Genomic DNA, 20,669 nt, shown 5'->3' with positions numbered 1-20,669 from the left:
CCATGGCACATGGTGTTCCCGTCACACGATTTGCCGCACGGATTACCGTGTCAGCAACAGGGCTGCTGCCGGGAAGGTGCTGAAGGCTTCCGCCAGGCGCAACTGGTTGCCGTGCAACGGTACCGCCTGGCCGCTCACCACGTCGACACATTGCCACGGCGCGCCCGCGCCCAGGCCCGGCAGCTCGACCGCCGTCGAGCCCCAGACCTCCGGCCCGAGCGGCAGGGTACCCGGCTGAGCGCACAGCCGGGTGTGCAGGCGCGAGGCCAACACGACCAGCAGCGCCTCGCCGTGCTCGCGCGCATAGGCCACCACCTGCTCCTGCTGCTCGCCGGTGGCCGCGAGGGGCAGGTAGCGGCCGTCGCGGAAAAGCTCCGGCCGCTCGGCGCGCAGCTGCAGCAGCCGCCAGGTCAGCCACAGCTTGGCACGGCCATCGTGCGGGGCTGCGGCAAGGCCGCGCAGCTGCGCGGCCCGGTCGGGCGACTGCGCGAGTTCTTCCAGCGCGGCCAAGTGGCGTTCGCGAAGGGCGTAGTCGACAGGGCGGCGGTTGTCGGGGTCGACGAGGCTCAGGTCCATCAACTCATTGCCCTGGTACACATCGGGCACGCCGGGCGCGGTGAACTTCATCAGCACCATCGACAGGCTGTTGAGCGCGCCGTACCAGGCCAGCGCCGACGCACTCGCCTGCAGGTCGTTCAGCAGCGGGTTGGGCTGCACGCGCGCGAGCACCCCGCGCACGAACGCAGCCAACGCGTTCTCGTAGGCCTCGTCGGGGCAGGTCCAGCTGGTGTGGCGCTTGGCCTCGCGGGCGGCTTTCAGCAGGTATTGGAGGATGCGTTCGCGGTAGGGCCCGAGCGTGCTCTCGTCCAGGCCCTCGGGCGGCAGCGTGCCGAGCAGCGTCTGGTACAGCAGGTACTCGTCGGCGGCGGTGGGCACGGTGCTGTCGTTCAGCTCGCTCTTGTGGCTGCGGGCCAGGCGCTTCCAGCGGGCCAGTCCGAGCCGCCAGGCGGCGGGCATCTCCGACAGCACGTTGATCCGGTTGCGCACGTCTTCCGAGCGCTTGTTGTCATGGGTCGACGTGGCGAGGATGGTGTGCGGCCAGCGTGCCGCGCGGTCGCTGCTCGCGCCGTGAAAGGCACGCACCGTCATGCCGAACGGGCCGGGGTCGCCCCCCACCTCGTTGAGCGAGGTGAGGCGGTGGTACTGGTAGAACGCCGTGTCTTCCACGCCCTTGGCCGCGACCGGCGCGCAGAACTGCTGAAAGCGTGCCGCGAAGTGCCACGCCGCATGCTCGGGTGGCAAGGGCGCACCGTCGGGCCCCTGCCCGCGCAGCACGTGGCTCACGAAGTCGAACACCGAGCGGTCGGGCGCATCGCTGCGCTTGCGGGCATGGGCCACGGCCCAGTCGAGGAAGCGGATGTCCTGCGCCGACGCGCGCCCGAGGATGTAAGTGCGGTAGACCGGCATGCACGCGGCCACCTCGGCGAGCGCGTCGCGCAGTGCGTTGAAGGTGTAGTCGCGGGTGCGCCGGTCGGCACGGGCAATGCGCATCAGCGCGGTGGCCAGCACCGTGAGCTCCGGAGGCGAGCGCGGTGCGCGCCACGCTGCGCTTGCCGCGGTACACCAGCTCCGAGAACGGTTCGCGCTCGCCGCTGAAGCGCTGCCAGATGCGGTCGAAGCGCTCGGTCGCGCTGCCGTCGACCAGCACGCCGTTGACGACCATCGCGAAGCGGTAGCCGGTGGTGCCGTGGATGGCCCACTCTTCCGGCACGTCTTCATGCGGCGCGGCGATCTTCTCGGCCACCACGTAGAGCGGCCTCGCCGGGCGCTCGCCATCGGGTGCCGGGGGGAGCGTGATGCCGGCCCGTTCGGCATAGCCCTGCTGCAACTGCGCGAAATAGCGCGCCGGGTCGTGCAGGCCGTCGGGGTGGTCGATGCGCAGGCCGTCGACCACGCCTTGCGCGGCCATCTCGAGCGCCATCGCATGGGTGGCCTCGAAGACGGCCGGCTCTTCCATGCGCAGCGCGGCGAGGTCGTTGATGTCGAAGAAGCGCCTGTAGTTGATCTCGTCGGCCGCCACGCGCCAATAAGCCAGGCGGTAGTGCTGGGCTTCGTGCAGCGCATGCAGGGTGTCGCGGGTGGCCTCCGCGTTGATCGTGGCCAGGGCCGCATCGACCGCCGCAGCCACTTCGGCGTGCCCTTGCGCCAGCTCGGCGAAACGCGACTTCAGCTCCTCGCGGGTGCGGGCCACGCTGGCATCGAAGCAGCTGCGCGCCGGCAATGCGGCGAAGGCTTCGGCCAGGCCCTCGACCTGTCCGCGCACATGGCCGTCGCCCAGGCGCTGCGCCGCGTGCGTCAGCAGCAGCTCATAGCTGCGCAGCGCCAGCGGGAAACAGTGGTCGAAGTAGCGCATCACGAAGCGGCCGCGGTTCTGCTCGAACGCGAGCTTCAGCTGCCCGCCGGCCAGCACGTCGCCGTAGTGTTCGCCCAGCACCGGCAGCAGCACCTTGCCTTCGAGGTCGGCGTTGACGGGGTGCCAGTCGATGTCGAAGTGGCGTGCGTAGGCCGATGCCTGGCCGTTCTCGAGCACATCGGTCCACCAGGGGTTGTCGGCCCCGAGCACGCCCATGTGGTTGGGCACCATGTCGAGGATGAGGCCGAGGCCCCGCTCGCGTGCCGCATTGGCGAAACGCTCGAAGCCGTCGCGCCCACCCAGCTCGGGGTTGATCTCGCCGTGCGCCACCACGTCGTAGCCGTGCAGGCTGCCGGGGCGCGCACGCCAGATCGGCGAGCAGTAGAGGTGGCTCACGCCCAGGCGCTGCAGGTAGGGCAGCACGGCCACCGCGTCGTCGAAGCTGAAATCCTTGTGCAGCTGCAGGCGGTAGGTGGCACGCGGGATCACCGCCACCGCCCTGCCCTGCGGCCGTGCCACCGCGGTGCGCGCAGGCGAGGGGCGGATCGACGCGAGGCGGGCGCACAGCGCCGAGACGCGCGGGTTGTGCGCCATCGCCTCCAGCCCGAGCGGCAGCTTGCGGCGCCAGTTGGGGTGCTCCTCGACAGTGCCGGGCAGGTTGGCCTGGTCGGGCACGCCGAGCGCGTCTTCCAGCTGCACCATCATCAGCTGGGCCGGGGTGCTCGCCACGTAGGCGTGCACCGCCTCCGACACGGCCGGCGCGATGGGCTGCGTGCCGCTGGCGTCGATGTGGCCCTCGCTCGGCAGCAGGCCGCGCTGCTGCAGCACATTGAGCAGGCGCAAGCGGTCATGCGCGCGTTCCTGGCGCTGCTGCTCGTGCAGCTGCGGTGTGGGAAAGAGCTTGAGCGCCTGGCGCACATCGAGGTCGTGACCGCGCCACCAGCCGGCAAGCGTGGCGAGGTCATGCGTGCTCACCGCCACCAGCGACTTCTGCGGGTAGGCCTCAGGAGCCTTGAAGCCGCCGCCATGCTCGCGTTCGAAATACAGCAGCCGGTACGACAGCAGCTGGCGATCGCGCATCGCCGCACGCATCTCGTCGGCCACCGTGCCGAGGTCTTCGCCGATCACCATGCAGCGGTTGCGTTCGCTCTCCAGCGCCACGATGGCCAGCAGCGCCTGCAGCGGATAGAGCACGTAGCTGCCATCGCGGGCCGAGGTGCCGGGCGGGATCCAGTACAGCCGCATCAGCCCCATCACATGGTCGATGCGCACCGCGCCCGCATGGCGCATCGCCGCGCGCAGCGTGCCGACGAAGAGGCTCACGTCGCGCTGGAGCCCGTCGGGCCGCAGCGGCGGCAGGCCCCAGCCCTGGCCGTTGGGGTTGACCTCGTCGGGCGGTGCGCCCACCGTGGCGCCGCTGGCGTACGCCCCCTGGTGGCCCCAGATGTCGGAGCCGGCGCGGTCGACCGACACCGCGAGGTCGAGGTAGAGCCCGACCGCCATGCCCCGCTCGCGGCAGCGGCGCGACAGGCGTGCAAGCTGCTGGTCGGCCTGCCACTGCAGGTACTCGAAGTACTCCACCTCCTCCTCGTGCTCGGCCACGAAGCGCTGCACCGCCGGCGCGTCGGGCTGGCGATAGGCCTCGGGCCACACCGGCCAGCCCCAGACCAGGCTGTCTTGCGAATGGAAATGCGCCTGCAGCGCCTCGAAGCTCGCGTGAAGCCGCAGCTCGGGCGAGCGCGCCAGCTGGAAGCGGCGGAACTCGATGCCGCGGCTGCTGCCGCTCGCCAGATGCCGTTCGCGGAAGCTGCGGTACAGCAGCCGCAGGATCTCGGTCTTCGCCTCGCCGACGCCGGCGTAGTCGACCGTCGGCGCCGCACGCAGAGTGGCCAGGCGCGACTGGAACTCGCTCGAGCGCAGGCGTTGCCGCGCCGGCTCGCACTCCTGCAGGTCGGGCAGCGCCTCCACGTCGAGGTAGAGCGTGTTGAGTTGCAGGCGCGACGATGGGCTGTAGGGGCTGGCGTGTTGCGGGTTGTGGCTGAACATCGCGTGCAGCGGGTTGACGCCCACGATGCCTGCGCCCTGCTGGCTCCACTGCTCGATGACGGTGGCCAGGTCGCCGAAGTCGCCGATGCCCCAGTTGCGCTCGGAGCGCAGCGCGTAGAGCTGCACCGCCGGGCCCCAGGTGCGGCCCTCGCGCGGGTTGGCGAGCGCGGGCGGCTCGTGGCAGTGCGCGGGCGCGGCAACGAGCTGCACGGTCTGCCCGAGCCCGTCCAGCCGCAGCTGGTGGTAGCCCATCGGCAGCGCCTGCGCGATGCGCAGCTCGAACGTGCGCGAATCGGTGTCGCCAAGGCGCGTCTGGCCACTGTGCTCGGTGCCGTTCTCTTCGATCAGCGTCCAGCGCAGCGCGTCTCTCGGTGCGGGCAGGCGCACCGGCACCCCCAGTCGGCGCTGCCGGCGGTCAGCGCGACCAGCGCCGGCGCAATCTCCCGCTCCCGGGTGGCTCTCGCCGCGCGCTCGGCCAGGCTCGCGGCCTCGGCGCTGCTCGCATCCACCCCCAGCTCGGCCAGCAGCTTCACCAGCGCCTCGGTCGAGGCTTCGTGCCGGTGGCCCCAGACGTCGTGGTACTCGGTGAGCACGCCATGCACCGCGCACAGGCGCTCGACGGCGGCGCGGTGCTCAGCCATGGTCCACCTCCGACTCCAGCACCACGAGCACCGAGCCGGGCTTCCACCGGCCGGCCTCGTCGATGTGCTGGCGGTGCACGATGCGCCCGTCGGGCGGGGCGGTGCCCACGAAGCTTCGGTGTCGGTCAGGTTGGCGACGAGGTGCCATTGCGCGCCACGCGCGAGCGGCCAGTCCACGTGCAGCAGGCCGCCGTCGAAGCGGTAGCGGCCGCCGGTGTGCGGCCCGAGCGCCGGGTCGACGCGGGGCACGAGCCACTCGCGCCGCAGGGCCAGCAGCTGGCGCACCAGCGCGAGCCGCGCGGCGTGGGCGCCCTGCTCGCGCTCGTCCCAGCGCAGCTGCGCGCTGCGGAAGGTGGCCTCGTCGTTCGGGTCGGGGATGCGGGCGCGAGCGTCGGGGTCCGCGAAGGCGGCGAACCGCGCGAACTCGTTGCGCCGACCGTCCGACACCGCCTGCGCCAGTTCGGGCCCGAAGTCGCAGAAGTAGAGGAAGGGGGTGGACGCCGCGAACTCCTCGCCCATGAAGAGCATGGGCACGTGCGGAGAGAGCAGCAGGCAGGCATACACCGCTTCGAGCCGCGCCGGGTGGGCCAGGTCCGACAGGCGTTGGCCGAGCGCGCGGTTGCCGATCTGGTCGTGGTTCTGCAAGAAGGAGACGAAGGCGCTCGGCGGCAGGTGCCCGCTCGGCTCGCCGTGCGGCAGGTTGCCGCGGTGGGGCGAGGCCTGGCCCTGGTAGACGAAGCCTTGCGCCAGCGCACGGGCAAAACGGCCGATCGGGCCTTCGGCGTAGTCGCCGTAGTAGCCGTCGGTCTCGCCGGTCAGCAGCACATGGGCGGCGTGGTGCAGGTCGTCGTTCCACTGCGCGGTGGCGAAGAGCGGCTCGCCGTCTTCGCCACGCTCTAGAAGACTCGCCTTGTTGGCGTCGTTCTCCAGCACCAGGTGCAGGCGGCGCCCCGCGCCGTGGCCGACCGCGTGCAGCGCCTGGGCGATCTCGCAGGCGATGTGCTGCGGCGAGCTGTCGTGGATGGCGTGCACTGCGTCCATGCGCAGGCCATCGAAGTGGAATTCCTCCACCCAGTACAGCGCGTTGTGGCGGAAGAAGTCGCGCACCCTCTCGCTGTGCGGTCCGTCGAAGTTGATCGCCGCGCCCCAGGGCGTGTGGTGCGCCTCGTTGAAGAAGTGCGGACAGTAGGCGTGCAGGTAGTTGCCTTCGGGTCCGAAGTGGTTGTAGACCACGTCGAGCAGCACCATGAGGCCGAGCTTGTGGGCGGTGTCGACCAAGGCCTTCAGCTCGTCGGGCGTGCCATAGGCCGCATCGGGCGCGAACGGCAGCACGCCGTCGTAGCCCCAGCCGCGCCGGCCCGGGAAGTCGGCCACCGGCATCAGCTCGATGGCGGTGATGCCGAGTGCCACCAGCTCGGCCAGGCGCGTGGCCGCCGCCTTGAACGTGCCTTCGGGCGTGAACGTGCCGACGTGCAGCTCGTACACCACCGCCTCGTGCCACGGCCGGCCGCGCCAGGCGGCGTCGGTCCAGCGGAAGGCGCGTGGGTCGACCACGGCGCTGGCGCCATGCACGTCGTCCGGGTTGTGGCGCGAAGCCGGGTCGGGCACGAGCAGACCGTTGCCCACGTCGAAGCGGTATCGCGTGCCGGCAGGTGCGTGGACGGCTAGGGCTTCGTGCCAGCCGTCCGCCGCCGGCCGCATCTGCACGGGCTGATCGTCGCCGAGCACCAGCCCCACCTGGCGCGCCGCCGGCGCCCACAGGCGGAAGTCGGTGCGGCCGTCGTCGCGCAACGTGGCGCCGAATGGCATGGCGTGCGCGGTCATGGTGTCTCCCGCCCATGGGCCGGCCGGCTGAAGACCGCCATCGCCCTGCACTTCATCGTGTAGGTGTCGCCGGGGGCGAGGGGCGTGACATCCGGCGTGCCGCTGTCGACCGAGGTGTCGACGGCCACCTGCCACGGGGCGTTGCCGATCGGGGGAATGCGGAAGTCCATGTCTTCGTGGTGCGCGTTGAAGAGCAGCAGAAAGTCGTCGTCGAAGAGCGGCTTGCCGCGCATGTCGTGGCCGGCGAGGGCGATGCCGGGGAGGTACATGCCCAGGCAGCGTGCGAAGTCGGTCGCCCACTCGGCCTCGGTCATCTCTTCGCCGTCGGGGCGCAGCCAGATCAGGTCCTTCAAGCTCTCGCCCACCGCATGACCGCCGAAGAAGTCGCGCCGGCGGAAGGTCGGGTGGTCGCGCCGCAAGGCGGTGAGCTTCTGCGTGAAGGCGAGCAGCGAGCGGCGTTCGGGCGTCATCTCCCAGTCGAGCCAGCTGATCTCGTTGTCCTGCGCGTAGGCGTTGTTGTTGCCGCCTTGCGTGCGGCCCATCTCGTCGCCCGCCAGCAGCATGGGCACGCCCTGCGACAGGAAGAGCGTTGCGAGGAAATTGCGCTTCTGGCGCTCGCGCAGGGCCAGCACGTCGGGGTCGTCGGTCACGCCTTCGGCGCCGCAATTCCACGACAGGTTGTGGTTGTGGCCGTCGCGGTTGTCTTCTCCGTTGGCCTCGTTGTGCTTGTCGTTGTAGGAGACGACGTCGTGCAGCGTGAAGCCGTCGTGCGCGGCCATGAAATTCACGCTGGCGGTCGGGCGGCGGCGGGCGTAGCCGTAAAGGTCGGACGAGCCGGTGATGCGGCGGGCGAATTCGCCGATCACGCCGCCGTCGCCCTTCCAGTAGCTGCGCATGCCATCGCGGTACTTGTCGTTCCACTCGGCCCAGCCAGGCGGAAAGCGGCCGACCTGGTAGCCGTCTTCACCCAGGTCCCACGGTTCGGCGATGAGCTTCACGCGCGACAGCACCGGGTCCTGGCGCACCGCCGCGAGGAACGCGCCACGGTGTGCCACGTGGCCGTTCTCGCGGGCGAGCGTGGTGGCCAGGTCGAACCGGAAGCCGTCGACGTGCATCTCTTCCACCCAGTGGCGCAGCGAGTCCATCACCAGCTGCAGCACGCGCGGGTGCTGCACGTTGAGCGAGTTGCCGCAGCCGGTGTAGTCGCCGCAGTAGCGCGGGTCGTCGGCGGGCACGTAGTAGATGGCGTTGTCGATGCCACGCAGGCCCACGGTGGGCCCGAGGTGGTTGCCCTCGCAGGTGTGGTTGTAGACCACGTCGAGGATCACCTCGATGCCGGCGCTGTGCAGCGCCTTCACCATGCTCTTGAACTCGCGCACCGGGTCAGCGCTGAAGGCGTAGCGCGGCTCGGGCGCGAAGAAGCCGAAGCTGTTGTAGCCCCAGTAGTTCTGCATGCCCTTCTCGTCGAGGTGACGGTCGTTCAGGTACGAATGCACCGGAAGCAGCTCGACGGCGGTCACGCCCAGGCGGCGCAGGTGGTCGATCGAGGCTTCGCTCGCGAGGCCGGCGTAGGTGCCGCGCAACGGCTCCGGAACGCCCGGGTGGCGCATCGTGAAGCCGCGCACGTGGGTTTCGTAGAGCACCGTGTCGCTCCACGGCACCTGGGGGTGGCGATCACCGTCCCAGGTGAAGGCCGGGTCGACCACGCGGCACTTGGGCATGTAGGCCGCGCTCTCGCGGCGATCGAACGAGAGGTCGCCTCGTCGGTGACCCACGGTGTAGCCGTAGAGCGCGTCGCTCCAACGCAGCTTGCCGACGAAGTCCTGCGCGTAGGGGTCGATCACGAGCTTGTGCGGGTTGAAGCGGTGGCCCTCTTCCGGCCGGTAGGGGCCGTGCACCACGTAGCCGTAGGCCATGCCCGGGCGGGCTTGCGGCAGGTAGCCGTGCCAGACGTTGTCGGTGCGCTCCGGCAGGCTCACGCGCTGGCGCTCGCGGCGGCCGCGTTCGTCGAAGAAGACGGTTTCGACCTTCTCGGCGTGCTGCGAATAGAGCGCGAAGTTGACGCCCTCGCCGTCCCAGGTGGCGCCACGTGGATACGGTCGCCCAGGCCAGACCGTCGTGATGGGCATGTCGCGGGCCATCGTGTCCTGTTCTCGTTGGATTTACGGGAGTTCGTCGCGGTCGCCGGGCTTGGGTGCCGGCCACCAACGCTCGAGGTGTGCCGCCGCCCAACCCTGCCCACCGAGGCCGAAGGCCAGCGCCAGCGCCAGCACCAGGCCGCCGAGCACGATGAGGAAAGCTGCGGAGATGATCCGGCCGCCGATGTCGAGCTGATCGAAGGCGATCATCACGACGAAGACGAGGATGGCGTAGCGCGCCAGCACCCCCAGCGCCTGCGCATCGCGGATGCCCACGCCGCGGCAGTAGGTGACGACCGCGTTGGAGACGAAGCGCGCGAAGTACGCGCCGAAGGCGAGGATCAGCACCGCCACGATCACCTTCGGCAGGAAGAGCATCACCTTGCTCAGGAGGTCGGTCACGTGCGCGAGGCCCATGCCGTTGAAGGCGACCACGAGCGCCGCGAAGATCACGAGCCAGTAGACGAGGGCCGCGAGCACCGCCGCGGTGTCGGCCTGCGTGCCGCCGCGCTGGAGGAAGCCGTCCATCCCCGAGCGCTCGGTGACGATGTGGAAGTTGATCGCGCGCAGGCCACGCTGCACGGTGAAGCGCGCCGCCTTGGCGAGCAGGAAGCCCACCAGCAGCACCACGATCGCCACCGCCAGGCTGGGCAGGAAGGCCCCCACCTGCACGAGAAAGGCCCGCACGGGCTCCAGCATCACGTCGACTCGGTCCATGGTCGGTTCTCCGTCCGGCACGTCAGCGAGGCAGGAGCCCCAGGATCCCTGCGAGCGGGATGCCCACCCAATCGGGCCGGTTGTTGAGTTCGTAGCGCAGCTCGTACAGCGCCTTCTCCAGCTCGAAGAGTGCGAGCAGGCTGCGCTGCGAATCGAAGCTTTCATAGAGCGCACTGCCCTGCACCGCGCCCGTGTAGCCGCGCAGGAAGGCGGCACGGGCCGCGCTTTCCCAGGCGGCGGCGAAGGGCGCGAGCTGGGCCAGCTCGTCGGGCGAGGCACTGATGCCGCGCAGGCCACCCGCCCGCGCATAGCCGAACGAGCGCAGCATGCCGGCCACGTCGCGCAGCGGCGACTGGCGCTCGCGCCGTTCGTCGAAGCTGCGGCCCGGCTCGCCTTCGAAGTCGATCACCACGAAGTCGTTGCGCACGAGCAGCACCTGGGCGAGGTGGTAGTCGCCGTGGATGCGGGTCTTGAGCGCTCGCCCGGTGGGCGCGGCGGTGCGTGCGATGTGCTCCAGCAGGCTGCGCTGGCCGGCCAGCACCGCCTGGGCGTCGGCGAGCGTCGTGCCTTCGAGCCGCGGCAGGGCCTTCTCCAGCAGGGCAAAGGTCTGCGCGGCCTCGGCGCTGATCTTGTCGCGCCAGGTGGCGACGTCGCTGCCGGTGAGCGGCGCGGGCCGGAACGCGGGGTCGTCGCTCGGCGTGGCGAAGGCCCGGTGCAGCTCGCCCGTTCGCCTCCCGAGCGTTTCGGCCAACGCGAGATAGGCGCCGTGGGCTTCTTCGGCCTGGCTGGTTTCGGCCTGGCTGTGGGCGGCGCCCTGGGTGCGCTGCAGGTCGAGCACCCGTTGCAGGTAGGCGAGCGTGTAGCCCCAGCCATCGCCCTGGTTCGACAGGTAGGCCTGCAGCAAGCCAAGCGTCATCACCCCGCCATCGTGGCCGCGGTACTCGATGACACCGGCGACGGGCACGCAGTGCGCGAAGTGGGCCACCTCGGTGAGGAAGCGACCGACCTCGAACTCGAGGTTCACCCCCGGCCGCACACGCCGGTAGCCCTTGAGGAAGAGCCGCTCGCCGAAGGTGACGATGGTGTTGCTGCTCTGCGCCAGCGGGCGACCCACTGGCACCCGGTAGAGGTCGGGGCCGGCCATCTCTTCGTAGGCGCTGGTGGGCAGGAAGCGCAGCGTCCCATTGGCGGTGCGCAACTCGCGGCGCTGGCCCATGGCCGCGACGACCGCGCGGCAGAAATGTTCATCGGCAAAGGCGTCGCCCATCACGCCCACGGCCGCCTGCTGGCGGATGCGCGCGATGGCCGCGGTGCCGAGGCTGCGGTAGCGCTCTTCGTCGCCCTCGGTGTTGGCGTCTTCCCAGGCGAGCGACAGCGGCACGAAGTAGGTCGAGGCCTCTCGTTCCGCACCCTGCGGGCCGTCGAGTTCGAGGAGGGGCAGCAGCCAGCCGTCGGCCTTGCCCATCGAGTCGCGCTCGCCGTCGTCCCACAGCGCGTGGTCGACCAGGCGCGCCCGCGCGAGTGAGGTGCCCTTGGCCGCGTACCAGCGCTGCTGCTCGATGTGGCGCGGCAGCGTGTCGGTCTCGAACTGGGCGCGGGTCTTGACCGCGAGGCCGATGCGCCAGGGCACGACCTGGTCGCGGAAGATGCTGTTCCAGCCGTCGAAGAGCACCAGCACCGGCCGGTCTTCGGCGGGCAGCATGGGCTGGTGCCAGCTGGGCTCGACCGCATCGGTGCTGGCTTCAAACCAGTAGAAGCCGTGCTTGGGCAGCGTCAGCATGTACGGCAGCTCGCCGATCGGGGGAAGGCGGTGCGGCCGAGCAGCTCGACCGGCACGCGGCCCTTGAAGGCCGAGAGGTCCAGTTCGGCGGGCTGCGCCGAGCGCGACAGGTTGGCCACGCAAAGGATGACTTCTCCCTCGAAGGTGCGCAGGTAGGCCAGCACCTTGCGGTTGCCCGGCTTCAGGAAGAGCAGCTCGCCGCGGCCGAAGGCGCGGCTCGTGCCGCGCACGGCGAGCATGCGGCGCATCCAGTGCAGGAGCGACGACGGGTCGCGCAGTTGCGACTCGACATTGACGGCCTCGTAGCCGTAGATCGCGTCCATGATCGGCGGCAGGTAGAGGCGCTGCGGGTCAGCGCGCGAGAAGCCGGCGTTGCGGTCAGGGCTCCACTGCATCGGGGTGCGCACGCCGTTGCGGTCGCCGATGAAGATGTTGTCGCCCATGCCGATCTCGTCGCCGTAGTAGACGATGGGCGAGCCGCGCATCGAGAGCAAGAGGCTGTTCATCAGCTTGATGCGGTCGATGTCGTTGTCCATCAGCGGCGCGAGCCGCCGGCGGATGCCGAGGTTGATGCGGGCGCGCGGGTCGGCGGCATAGGTGCCGTACATGTAGTCGCGCTCCTTGCTCGTCACCATCTCGAGCGTGAGCTCGTCGTGGTTGCGCAGGAAGATGGCCCACTGGCAGCTCTGCGGGATCTCGGGCGTCTGCGCCATGATCTCGGTGAGCGGGTAGCGGTCTTCCTGCGCGATGGCCATGTACATGCGCGGCATCAGCGGGAAGTGGTAGGCCATGTGGCACTCGTCACCCTCGCCGAAATACTCGCGCACGTCCTCGGGCCACTGGTTGGCCTCGGCCAGCAGGAAGCGGTTGGGATAGTTGGCGTCGATGGCCGCGCGCAGCTGCTTGATGATCGCGTGCGTCTCGGGCAGGTTCTCGTTGTTGGTGCCTTCGCGCTCGATGAGGTACGGAATCGCATCGAGCCGGAAGCCGTCGACCCCCATGTCGAGCCAGAAGCGCATCACCTTGAAGATGGCTTCGAGCACCTTGGGGTTGTCGAAATTGAGGTCGGGCTGGTGGCTGAAGAAGCGGTGCCAGAAGTAGGCCTTGGCGACCGGGTCCCAGGTCCAGTTCGAGGTCTCGGTGTCGGTGAAGATGATGCGCGTGCCGCGGTATTTGTCGTCGGTGTCGCTCCAGACGTAGAAGTCGCGCTCGGGCGAGCCCGGTGGGGCGTTGCGCGCAGCCTGGAACCACGGGTGCTGGTCGCTCGTGTGGTTGATGACGAGCTCGGTGATGACCTTGAGGTCGCGCCGGTGAGCCTCTTCGAGCATCTGCTTGAAGTCGTCGAGCGTGCCGTACTGCGGGTGGATGCTCAGGTAGTCGGCGATGTCGTAGCCGTCGTCCTTGAGCGGCGACGGGTAGAACGGCATCAGCCAGATGGTGTTGACGCCCAGGTCCTTCACGTAGTCGAGACGCGAGGTCACGCCCTGGAAGTCGCCCACGCCGTCGCCATTGCTGTCGACGAAGGCCTTGACGTTGAGCTGGTAGATGACGGCGTCCTGGTACCAGAGCGCGGCATTGGTCACCGGCGTGACGGGGCCTTTTTCGGCCGCTCGCAGATGGGGCACGTGGGGCGCATTCATCGCTGGAACGACTCCGAATCGCGTTCGTTGCGCACTCCCCGGCGCAGGCGCATCACGTGGGCCTGGCCAGGCTGGAGGATCACGAAGTTGCGCCCTCCCCGCCAGATGAAGGTCTGCTGGTTGAGCAGGTCGTCGAGTTCGTACGCATCGCCCGGCTGGGCGAGGCCGAGCCAGGCGGTGTCGAGCTCGACCCAGCCCGACTGCGGGTAGCGCACGTCGAGGCAGACGACGCACAGCATGAGGTTGTCACCCTCGTCGCTGCGCTTGGCGTAGGCGAGCAGCTGGTCGTTGTCGGTCTTGAAGAAGACGAGGCCGGCGTTGCTCTGCAGCGCGCGGTTTTCGCGGCGGATGGCGTTGAGGCGCGTCATCAACGGCTGCAGGCTGTCGGCGCGGTCAAGGTCCCAATGGCGAAGCTGGTACTTCTCGGAGTGCAGGTACTCCTCGCTGCCGGCACTGCGCGGCGTGTTTTCCATCAGCTCGTACGCCGGGCCGTAGACGCCGTAGTTGGCGCTCAAGGTGGCGGCGAGCACCAGGCGCATCGCAAAGGCCGGGCGACCCTGGCCGTGCAGGTGCTCGGAGAGGATGTCGGGGGTGTTGGGCCAGGCGTTGGGGCGGAAGTAGTGGCGCCCGGGGCCGGTCGACAGCTCGGTGAAGTACTCGGTCAGCTCTTCGGCGGTGTTGCGCCAGGTGAAGTAGGTGTACGACTGGCTGAAGCCGAGCTTGGCCAGGCGGTGCATCACCTTCGGCCGCGTGAACGCTTCGGAGAGGAACAGCACGTCGGGGTGGAGCTTCCTGATCTCGCCGATGCACCACTCCCAGAACGCAAAGGCCTTGGTGTGCGGGTTGTCGACGCGGAAGATGCGCACGCCCTCGCCGATCCAGTGGTCGAAAATGCTCTTCAACTCGAGCCAGAGCGCCTGCCAGTCCTCGGTCTCGAAGTTGAAGGGGTAGATGTCCTGGTACTTCTTGGGCGGGTTCTCGGCGTACTGGACGGTCCCGTCGGGCCGCCAGCGGAACCACTGCGGGTGCTGCTTCACATACGGGTGGTCGGGGGCGCACTGCATCGCGATGTCCAGCGCGATCTCGAGCCCCAGCTCGTTCGCCCGCTTCACCAGGCGGCGAAAGTCTTCCGGCGTGCCGAGCGCGGGCAGGATGCTCTTGTGCCCGCCCTCGGCCGCACCGATGGCCCAGGGGCTGCCCACGTCACCCGGCTCGGTGGTGAGTGCGTTGTTCTTTCCCTTGCGCTTCTCGCGGCCGATGGGGTGGATGGGCGGGAAGTAGACGACGTCGAAGCCCATCTCGGCGATGCGCGGGAGCAGCCGCTCGACATCGCTGAAGCGGCCGTGCACGCCCTCTTCCGCTGCCGTCGAGCGCGGGAAGAGTTCGTACCAGGCGCTGAAGCCGGCGCGTTCGCGGTCGGCCACCAGCGGCAGCATCGTCGCCGACGACACGCCGAGCGAACGGTCGGGGTAGCGGTCGACGAGTGCGGCCTGCAGCGGGTCGAGTGCCATGGCCTTGAGCGCTTCGACCTCGTGCGGCTCGACGGCCGGCGTCTTCAGGACGGTCGCGAACCGCAGCAGGGCCTCGCGGTCTTCGCCCTTCGCACGGCCGGCAGCTTCCTCGACCAGCCCTGCTCCCACCTGTGCGGCGCTGCGGATGTCATCGGGCTCGACGCGGCGCGCCAGCTCGGCACGCCAGGAACGGAAATGGTCGACCCACGCGACCGCCTCGTAGTTGTAGCGGCCGGGCACCGAGGGGGTGAAGCTTGCGTGCCACTCGTCGTTGTGGCGCAGCGTCGTCTCCACCTCCTGCACGGCGTGGCCTTCGCGGTTCCACAGGAGCATCACGCGCAGCGCGTCATGGCCGTCGGTGAAGGCATGCACCGTCACCCGGAAGGGCTGGCCGGCGATGCACTTGACGGCGAAGCGACCGCCGTCCACGCAGGGCAGCACGGCGTCGATGACCGCGCGCTTGCGGCCATCGGGCGGCATGCCTTCGGGCGCCTCAGTCAGTTTCGCGCGGGCCATGGGCATCCAGCTGCAAGACGAGGGTGGAAAGCGGCGGCAGGGTGAGGCTCACCGAACACGGCCGGCCGTGCCAGGGGATGGTCTGCGCGTCGACGCCGCCGAGGTTTCCCCAGCCGGAGCCGCCGTAGTCGGCCGCGTCGCTGTTGAGCACCTCGCGCCAGTGGCCCGGCATCGGCACGCCGATGCGGTAGCGCTGGCGCGGCAGCGGCGTGAGGTTGCACACCACCAGAAGCGCAGCACCCCTGTCCCGGGGCTTGCGCAGGAAGGCCAGCACGCTCGCGCTGGCGTCGTCGGACACGGCCCACTCGAAGCCTTCATGCGCGAAGTCGACCTCGTACAGGGCTGGATGCTCTCGCAACAGGCGGTTCAGGTCGCGCACGTAGCGCATCAGGCCGGCATGCTCGGGCTGCTGCGTGGCATGCCATTCGAGCTGGCCCTCGTGCGTCCACTCGCGGCGCTGGCCGAATTCGCCGCCCATGAAAAGCAGCTTCTTGCCGGGGTGCGTCCACATGTAGCCGTAGAGCGCGCGTAGGTTGGCGAACTGCTGCCAGGTGTCGCCGGGCATCTTGTTGATGAGCGAGCCCTTGCCGTAGACCACCTCGTCGTGCGAAAGCGGCAGCACGAAGTTCTCGTGGAAGGCGTAGACCAGCGAGAAGGTCAGCTGGCCGTGGTGGTACCTGCGGTGGATGGGGTCGAGCTTGAAGTAGGCCAGCGTGTCGTGCATCCAGCCCATGTTCCATTTCATGCCGAAGCCCAGGCCCCCGGCCGAGGTGGGGCGAGAGACCTGCGGCCAGGCGGTGGACTCCTCGGCCACGCTCATGGTGTCGGGGTGCTCTCGGTAGACCGCCTCGTTGAGCGTGCGCAGGAAGACGATGGCTTCGAAGTTCTCGCGTCCGCCGTTGTCGTTGGGCACCCATTCGCCGGCCTTGCGGGCGTAGTCGAGGTAGAGCATCGAGGCCACCGCATCCACGCGCAGGCCGTCGAGGTGGTACTGGTCGAGCCAGAACATCGCCGACGACAGCAGGAAGCTGCGCACCTCGTTGCGGCCGTAGTTGAAGATGCTGGAGTTCCACTCAGGATGGAAGCCCTGGCGCGGATCGGCGTGCTCGAAGAGGTGGGTGCCGTCGAAATACTGCAGGCCGTGCTCGTCGGTCGGGAAGTGCGACGGCACCCAGTCGAGCAGCACCCCGATGCCGCGCTGGTGCAGGTGGTCCACGAAGTACATGAAATCCTGCGGCGTGCCGTAACGCGCGGTGGGCGCGAAGTAGCCGGTGGTCTGGTAGCCCCAGGAGCCGTAGAACGGGTGCTCGGTGAGCGGCATCAGCTCCACGTGGGTGAAGCCCAGTTCGCTCACATGGTCGGCCACCAGGTGCGCCAGCTCGCGGTAGTTGTAGTACGGCGTCGGCGCGCTGGGGTCGGGGCGCCGCCACGAGCCGAGGTGCAGCTCGTAGATGCTGACCGGCGCGCCGAGCGCGTTCTTCGCGGCGCGGGTGGCCATCCATTCGGCGTCTTGCCAGTCATGGTCGAGCGACCACAGGCGCGAACCGGTGGCCGGCGGCATCTCGGCGCAGAGCGCGTACGGGTCGGCCTTGTCGACGCGGTAGCCGCCGTGGCGCGAGACGATGTGGAACTTGTAGGTCTGGCCCTGGCGCGCGGCGGGCACGCGGCCTTCCCAGATGCCGCTGCTGTCAGGGCGTGGGTGCAGGCGGTCGATGTGTGGGTCCCAGCCGTTCCAGTCGCCGATGACCGAGACCTCGGCGGCGTTGGGCGCCCAGACGCCGAAGCGCGCGCCGTCGCCCTCCAGGCGGCCGCCGAGCTTGTTGTACAGGCGGGCATGGGTGCCTTCCCGGAACAGGTAGACGTCCTGTTCGCCGAGGGCTTGCGGGCTCACCACGGCGTGCTCCGCCCCGCACTCGGAACGGCAAAGAATGGCACAGCCCAGGCAGCTTTGACGGCATGCCTTACCGTGGATGGGTGGGGAGTGGGGGTCGCGCCTTGCCTGTGGTGCATGAAGCCCTCGCGTCGAGAGTCTTCATGGGCAAAGCCTGTGCCTGCGCCGGTGGCAGGCGGCCAGAGGAAGCTGCGGCGCTGCGGGTCAGGCCCCGCGGCCGCTCAAGCGGGAATCAGTCGGTTTCGGGATTCGTTGTCGATCGCGATGTCGTAGTCGTCGGCATCCTTCTTCGCGATCAGCGGCTTGTCGAGCGGGCGGCAGATGCGGCGCTGCAGGCGCTCAAGGCGGGTGGAACGTCCAACGGCTTCCAGCACTTCGGCGGGATTCATCATCAGGGCAAACGGGTTCGACAGAATTTCAGGGGTCGCCATGTTGTGCTCCAAGGGTTGCGATGACAGTGGAGCCAATGTAGGCCTGCAGGTGTGAGTGCAGAAAGTCAGGTGGGCACCAGACCGCGGGTCGGAATTTCCCTGACAAGGCTGTCAGGGCGGCGGGGTCGAATCGGGCCTCGCAAATGCGCGAAAACGCTTTGTCGACAAGGGCTTGCAGCGTGACGCCGCCTGACCCTCCGCGTGCTTAATTCACGCGCCCGAAGTGACTTTCGCTGACACCTTGGATGACAAGAAGAGCCGCTCGAAGTTGAGGCTCGTGTGCTCGCCGACCGCCTCAGGCGTCATGCCCTTGAGTTCACCGATGAGCTTGGCGACGAAGGGCACGAACGACGGGTTGTTGGTCTTGCCGCGGTGGGGCACGGGTGCGAGGTACGGGCTGTCGGTCTCGATCAGGCAGCGCTCGATGGGCACGAAGCGCGCGACCTCTCGCAGGTCGGCTGCGGTCTTGAAGGTGAGGATGCCGGAGAACGAGATGTAGAAGCCGAGGTCGAGCGCCGCCCGGGCCACGTCCATCGTCTCGGTGAAGCAGTGGAAGACGCCGTTCACGCCCTTAGCCTGATGGAACCCGCCCTCTTCCTTGAGGATGGCGATGGTGTCGTCAGAGGCGCTGCGGGTGTGGATGACGAGCGGCAGGCCGGTCTGCTTCGAGGCGCGGATGTGAATGCGGAAGCGTTCGCGCTGCCATTCCATGTCGGCCACCGAGCGCCCGTTCAGGCGGTAGTAGTCGAGGCCGGTTTCGCCGATGCCGATCACGCGCGGCCTGGCGGCCAGCGTGAGCAGGTCGTCGAGGCTCGGTTCGCGCAGGCCTTCGGTGTCGGGGTGCACGCCAGCGGTGGCCCAGAAGTTGTCGTAGGCCATCGCGAGCGCGTGGACCTCGTCGAACTCTTCGAGCGTGGTGCAGATGCACAGGGCGCGGTCGACCTGGGCGGCGACCATGGCCTCGCGAATCTCGGGAAGCTTGGCTTTGATTTCGGGGAAGCTCAGGTGGCAGTGGGAATCGATGTACATCCGGGCATTGTCCGGCAGGCGCGAAGCCTGCGCCGGGGCTCAGCCCGGCGTCAATCAAATGGTCTGGGTGGGCTTGGCCGACTGGATCGAGGTGCCGAGGATTTCCTCGATCTTGATCTTGAGCACGCGGGTCTTCTCGTCGGAGGGGAACCGCACGCCCACGCCCTGGGTGCGGCCGCCGGAGGCGTTGACCGGCGTGATCCAGGCGACCTTGCCGGCCACCGGGTAGCGCTGCGGATCGTCGGGCAGCGAGAGCAGCAGGTAGATGTCTTCGCCGAGCTTGTACTCGCGGGTGGTCGGCACGAAGAGACCGCCGTCGGCGAAGAGCGGGATGTAGGCCGCGTAGAGCGCGCCCTTCTCTCGGAACACGAGCTGAATGACGCTGGGCCGTGCACCGGCGCCTGCAGGCATGTTGCCGGCGGTTCGTACGGGGGCTGAGGGCGCTTCGCTCATCGGGCCGAGTGTACAGAAGGAGGTTTCGTCGCCAAGGGGGACTTCAAGGCCTGTGCGGCCTGCAGCACGAGCGACTCGGCCATCACGGGCATATTCCACGGATGATCGGCATGGCGCTGCGCATCGCGCAAGGCTTTCGACCAGGCCGCGAGTGCCGGCAGCGCCGCGCCCGTGGGCAAGGCCGCCGGCGGAAAGTAGCGCGGCGGCGCGCCGCTGGCCAGGCACATGGCGTCGTGGCAGAGCTTCTGCAGCGCCTCGATCAGCACGGGCAGCGGCCAGCCGGCCACGGGCGCGGCCTCGCCGCCGGCCACCTGCTTGGGGAAGCGCGTCCAGCTCACCGCGTCGATGCCCTCCTGCACCCAGGCCAGCGCTTCGAGCGGCTGCCCCCCGGCGGCGGCGAGCATCACGTCGGGCTGGGCCACCTTGTGCTGCGCGAGCCACGCACTCGCCACGTCGGCCGCCGGCAGGCCGAGCGCGACGGCCTGGCAGCGGCTGCGGATGGTGGGCAGCAGCGCGTCGGGCGCGCCGCAGCTGAGCACGAAGCGGGCGATGCCCGGTGGCTCTTCGAGCGTCTTGAGCAGCGTGTTGGCCGAGATCGCATTCATGCGTTCGGCCGGGTGCACCACCACCACCTTGGCCTTGCCGCGCGCCGAGGTGCTTTGCGCGAACCCCACTGCCGTGCGCACGGCCTCGACCTTGATCTCCTTGCTCGGTTTGGCTTTCGACGACTTGTCCTCGTCGCCGTCGTCCGCGCTGCCCCAGCCGAGCGATTCGCGCAGCGCCTCGGGCACCAGCACCAGCAGGTCGGGGTGCGAACGGGCCTGCACGAGGTGGCAGCTGGCGCAGGTGCCGCAGGGCTTTTGAGCGCCCTCGCCGGCTTCGCACAGCCAGGCTTGCGCAAGGCACAGCGACAACTCGAACTGCCCCGTGCCTTGCGCCCCGTACACGAGCAGCGCGTGTCCGCGCTGGGTGCGCAGCGCGTCCTGCAGGGGCTTGCCGAGCCAGGGCAGCGGCAGCTGGCCGTCGGCGCCTACCACCCGCGCTGCTCCAGCTGGGCTTCGACCTGGGCCCAGACCTGCTCGCGCGGCAAAGCGGCGTCGATACGGGCAAAGCGCTGCGGTGACTGCCGGCAGCGTGCTTCGTAGCCGGAGCGCACGCGGTTGAAGAAGGCGGCATCGAGCTGCTCGAAGCGATCGGGGGTGCGGGCCGCCGCACGGCGCTCAGCGGCGGTTTCGGCCGGCAGGTCGAACCAGAACGTGAGGTCGGGTTGCAGGCCTTGCTGCACCCAGGTTTCGAGGGTCGCGAGCACGGCGGTGTCGAAGCCGCGGCCGGCGCCCTGGTAGGCAAAGGTCGCATCGGTGAAGCGATCGCACAGCACGGTCGCGCCGCGTGCAAGCGCCGGGGCGATCACCAGCTGGATGTGGTCGCGCCGGGCGGCGAAGACGAGCAAGGCTTCGGTGAGCGCATCCATCGGCTGGTGCAGCACCTGCTCGCGCAGCTTCTCGGCGAGTGGGGTACCGCCGGGCTCGCGTGTCATCACGACCTCACTGCCGCGCTCACGCAAGCGCTCGGCGAGCGACTCGATGTGCGTGGACTTGCCGGCGCCGTCGATGCCTTCGAAGCTGATGAAGCGGCTCAT

At 69.3% G+C, this 20,669-nt stretch carries 11 protein-coding genes and 1 pseudogene; all 12 read right to left on the bottom strand.

Annotation, left to right across the window (positions count from 1 at the left end):
* Window positions 1–1,066 precede the first annotated feature (1,066 nt).
* Complete coding sequence (gene malQ, locus LRS03_RS04175) at window positions 1,067–4,846, bottom strand: 4-alpha-glucanotransferase (RefSeq protein WP_257823999.1); 3,780 nt, start codon at window positions 4,844–4,846, stop codon at window positions 1,067–1,069.
* Entirely contained in the window at window positions 4,804–6,924 is a 2,121-nt protein-coding gene (treZ, locus tag LRS03_RS04170; protein ID WP_257823998.1) for a malto-oligosyltrehalose trehalohydrolase, read from the bottom strand. The genes malQ and treZ overlap by 43 nt, the downstream gene beginning before the upstream one ends.
* Window positions 6,921–9,065: a glycogen debranching protein GlgX gene (gene glgX / locus LRS03_RS04165; protein WP_257823997.1), complete on the bottom strand. Its 2,145-nt coding sequence runs from the start codon at window positions 9,063–9,065 to the stop codon at window positions 6,921–6,923. Before glgX ends, treZ begins: the two co-directional genes overlap by 4 nt.
* Before the next feature lie 21 nt (window positions 9,066–9,086).
* Window positions 9,087–9,779, bottom strand: a complete 693-nt coding sequence (locus tag LRS03_RS04160; RefSeq protein ID WP_257823996.1) for a mechanosensitive ion channel family protein — start codon at window positions 9,777–9,779, stop codon at window positions 9,087–9,089.
* 22 nt (window positions 9,780–9,801) lie between these two features.
* Window positions 9,802–13,199 (bottom strand): annotated as a pseudogene (gene treS, locus LRS03_RS04155) (maltose alpha-D-glucosyltransferase).
* Complete coding sequence (locus LRS03_RS04150) at window positions 13,196–15,232, bottom strand: alpha-1,4-glucan--maltose-1-phosphate maltosyltransferase (protein ID WP_374684998.1); 2,037 nt, start codon at window positions 15,230–15,232, stop codon at window positions 13,196–13,198. The pseudogene treS and the gene LRS03_RS04150 overlap by 4 nt, the downstream one beginning before the upstream one ends.
* Window positions 15,204–17,117, bottom strand: coding sequence for a 1,4-alpha-glucan branching protein GlgB (gene glgB / locus LRS03_RS04145; protein WP_257823994.1), 1,914 nt, complete (start codon window positions 17,115–17,117; stop codon window positions 15,204–15,206). Before glgB ends, LRS03_RS04150 begins: the two co-directional genes overlap by 29 nt.
* Before the next feature lie 221 nt (window positions 17,118–17,338).
* Entirely contained in the window at window positions 17,339–17,548 is a 210-nt protein-coding gene (locus tag LRS03_RS04140; RefSeq protein ID WP_257823993.1) for a hypothetical protein, read from the bottom strand.
* Window positions 17,549–17,758: 210 nt separating this feature from the next.
* A complete protein-coding gene (locus tag LRS03_RS04135; protein WP_257823992.1) occupies window positions 17,759–18,577 on the bottom strand; it encodes a TatD family hydrolase in 819 nt (272 codons plus the stop codon).
* A 54-nt stretch (window positions 18,578–18,631) separates the two neighbouring features.
* On the bottom strand, window positions 18,632–19,030 hold the full coding sequence (locus LRS03_RS04130) for a PilZ domain-containing protein (protein WP_374684996.1): 399 nt from the start codon (window positions 19,028–19,030) through the stop codon (window positions 18,632–18,634).
* The gene (gene holB / locus LRS03_RS04125; protein ID WP_257823990.1) at window positions 19,027–20,067 is read right to left on the bottom strand and encodes a DNA polymerase III subunit delta'; all 1,041 of its coding nucleotides are present in this window, start codon (window positions 20,065–20,067) and stop codon (window positions 19,027–19,029) included. Before holB ends, LRS03_RS04130 begins: the two co-directional genes overlap by 4 nt.
* Entirely contained in the window at window positions 20,061–20,669 is a 609-nt protein-coding gene (gene tmk, locus LRS03_RS04120) for a dTMP kinase (protein WP_257823989.1), read from the bottom strand. Before tmk ends, holB begins: the two co-directional genes overlap by 7 nt.

The sequence above is a fragment of the Rhizobacter sp. J219 genome (assembly GCF_024700055.1).
Taxonomy (GTDB): Bacteria; Pseudomonadota; Gammaproteobacteria; order Burkholderiales; family Burkholderiaceae_C; genus Rhizobacter.
Note: the sequence above shows the minus strand (reverse complement) of the source record. Positions and strands in the feature narration are given on the sequence as shown.